Genomic DNA, 3167 nt, shown 5'->3' on the forward strand with positions numbered 1-3167 from the left:
CACCATGCCCGAAAGAGGAGTCGCCATGGACCGCACGGATGTCAGCCTGATCGCTTTGCGTCGCATTCTGCGGGCGACCGAACTTTTCGGCAAAGAACTGGCGCAGGCGGCCGGGCTTACTCCGGTGCAGTTTCGGGTGCTTCAGATCACCGCCGAAACCGGCAGCGCGACGCCCAAAGGCATCGCCACACGAATGGGCGTGGCGCAGGCGACGGTGACGGTTCTGGTCGATAAGCTGGTTGCGCGGGGCATGGTGACGCGGGTGCGTTCGGAAACGGATCGGCGCCAGACCAACGTGGTCGTGACCGAGGCCGGGCGCAGCGCGATTCAGCAGGCGCCGGATGCGTTGCAACAACGCTATGTGCGGGCGTTTCAGAAGCTTGAGGATTGGGAACAGGCGCAGCTGATCTCGTCGCTGGAACGGGTCGCGGGGATGCTGGACGCCGAAGGCATGGATGCCGCGCCGGTGCTGGATACCGGCGATTTCAGCAGTTGATATTTAAGGGATAGCTTTGGGTAAAATCGCCCCCGCAATCCGTGACTGCGGGGGCGATTGTCTTAGGCCAGATCGTAGCGATCGGCAGTCATCACCTTGGTCCATGCGGCAACAAAGTCTTTCACGAACTTCTCTTTGTTGTCGTCCTGAGCATAGACCTCGGCATAGGCGCGCAGGATCGAGTTCGAGCCGAACACAAGATCCATGCGGGTGGCGGTCCATTTCACCGCGTCCGACGCGCGGTCACGGATTTCATAGATGCCATCGCCGGTCGGCACCCATTTATAGGCCATGTCGGTCAGGTTGACGAAAAAGTCCGTGCTCAGCGCGCCGACGTTATCGGTCAGAACCCCATGCGCGGTGCCGCCGTGGTTGGTGCCCATGACCCGCATGCCGCCGACCAGAACCGTCATTTCGTTGGCGGTCAGGCCCATCAGTTGTGTGCGGTCCAGCATCAGCTCTTCCGGGCTGACGGCATAGTCCTTTTTCAGCCAGTTGCGATAGCCATCGGCGACCGGCTCAAGCACGTCGAACGAGGCGGCATCGGTCATATCCGCGGTTGCGTCGCCCCGGCCCGGTGCGAATGGCACTGCAATGTCGAACCCAGCGGCCTTGATCGCGGACTCGACCCCGACATTGCCCGCCAGAACGATCACGTCAGCGATGCTGGCGCCATGTTTGGCCGCGATCGGTTCCAGCGCCGACAGGACGCGGGCCAGACGGGCGGGCTCGTTTCCGGCCCAGTCTTTTTGCGGCGCCAGACGGATGCGGGCACCGTTTGCGCCGCCGCGATAGTCGGACTGGCGGAAGGTGCGGGCGCTGTCCCATGCGGTTGCGATCATATCAGCGGCGGTAAGACCCGTCGCCGCGATGTCGGCCTTGACCGCATCGACATTATAGCCGGTGCTGCCCGCCGGAACCGGATCTTGCCAGATCAGTTCCTCTTGCGGCGCGTCCGGGCCGACATAGCGGGTTTTCGGGCCCATGTCGCGGTGGGTCAGCTTGAACCACGCGCGGGCGAACGTGTCTTTGAAATACGCGGGGTCAGCGATGAATTTCTGACAGATCGCGTTATAGACCGGGTCGATTTTCATCGCCATGTCGGCATCGGTCATGATCGGGTTATGGCGTTTGTCCGGGTCCGAGGCATCGCGCGGCATGTCGCGTTCCTTGATGACGATCGGCTCCCATTGCCATGCGCCAGCGGGCGATTTCCGCAGTTCCCAGTCATGGCCGAACAGCATGTCGAAAAAGCCCATGTCGAACTTGGTCGGTTCCGAAGTCCACGCGCCTTCGATCCCCGAGGTCACAGCATTCGCGGCCTTGCCGCCCATGTTGGGGTTTTCCCAGCCCATGCCCTGCGCCTCGACCCCGGCGCTTTCCGGGTCCGGGCCCAAGGCCGAGGCATCGCCGTTGCCGTGGGTCTTGCCGATGGTGTGGCCGCCAGCGGTCAGGGCGGCGGTTTCCTCGTCATTCATCGCCATCCGGGCAAAGGTCTCGCGGACCTGCGCTGCGGTCTTGATCGGGTCGGGTTTGCCGTTGACGCCTTCGGGGTTCACATAGATCAGACCCATCTGCACGGCGGCCAGCGGGTTTTCCATGGTCTCGGGTTTTTCCACATCGCCATAGCGCCCGTCCGACGGGGCCAGCCACTCTTTTTCAGCGCCCCAATAGACGTCTTTTTCCGGGTGCCAGATGTCTTCGCGGCCAAAGGCAAAGCCAAAGGTTTTCAGGCCCATCGATTCATAGGCCATATTCCCGGCCAGAATGATCAGGTCGGCCCAGCTGACTTTGTTGCCGTATTTCTTCTTGATCGGCCACAGCAGGCGGCGCGCCTTGTCGAGGCTGACGTTATCCGGCCACGAGTTCAGCGGCGCAAAGCGCTGGTTGCCGGTGCCGCCACCGCCGCGCCCGTCGGCCAGACGGTAAGACCCCGCCGCGTGCCACGCCATGCGAACCATCAGGCCGCCGTAATGGCCCCAGTCAGCAGGCCACCAGTCCTGACCGTCGGTCATCAGCGCCTTGAGATCGGATTTCAATGCGTCGACATCCAGCTTTTTCAGCTCTTCGCGATAGTCAAAGCCGGGCCCCATCGGGTTGGTCTTGCTGTCGTGCTGATGCAGGATGTCAAGGTTCAGGGCATTCGGCCACCAGTCCATGACACTGCTGCTGACGGCGGTGTTGCCGCCATGCATGACCGGACATTTGCCCGCCGCGTTTACGTCATTCCCGTCCATTTTGCTCTCCCTGGATCGCTTGGTCGTGTTTTGGGGCAGAGTTCGCAACACGCCACGCTATCCCGACTATGCCCGGACGCGCGATGAGTCTTCTCTGCTTGCAACCACACTACCACTCGCGGGCCATCTGGAAAATTTGCATTTACAAATCGAATGGATAAGAAAAACTAATGACGTGGGCGCGGTGATCCCTTGGCACCCTGCGGTTCCGCGAAAGTGGCGCAGCGTCGGCATCTGCCGACGGGCCGCAAATGCCTTTTGGCGGGCGGGAAACTCGGTCTATGGTCACCGTGGTGACAGCGCCGCGTCCTTGGGATGACCGGGACGCAGTCAAGGGAGGGAAAACACCGATGACGCAGAACAAGGCCGCCCTTGTAACCGGCGCCTCCAGTGGTCTTGGCGCGCATTTCGGCCGGGTTCTGGCCGCACAGGGC

The 3167-nt window shown here is 62.1% G+C and carries 2 protein-coding genes; one reads left to right on the top strand and one right to left on the bottom strand.

Annotation, left to right across the window (positions count from 1 at the left end; translation table 11 throughout):
- Nucleotides 1–25 precede the first annotated feature (25 nt).
- Nucleotides 26–496, top strand: coding sequence for a MarR family winged helix-turn-helix transcriptional regulator (locus tag ABYW26_RS12500; protein WP_372605236.1), 471 nt, complete (start codon nt 26–28; stop codon nt 494–496).
- 62 nt (nt 497–558) lie between these two features.
- Here ABYW26_RS12500 and katG read toward each other — a convergent pair whose 3' ends face one another.
- Complete coding sequence (gene katG, locus ABYW26_RS12505; protein ID WP_372605234.1) at nt 559–2733, bottom strand: catalase/peroxidase HPI; 2175 nt, start codon at nt 2731–2733, stop codon at nt 559–561.
- Between the last annotated feature and the right edge of the window lie 434 nt (nt 2734–3167).

This window comes from Actibacterium sp., from assembly GCF_041584535.1.
GTDB lineage: Bacteria > Pseudomonadota > Alphaproteobacteria > Rhodobacterales > Rhodobacteraceae > Actibacterium_D.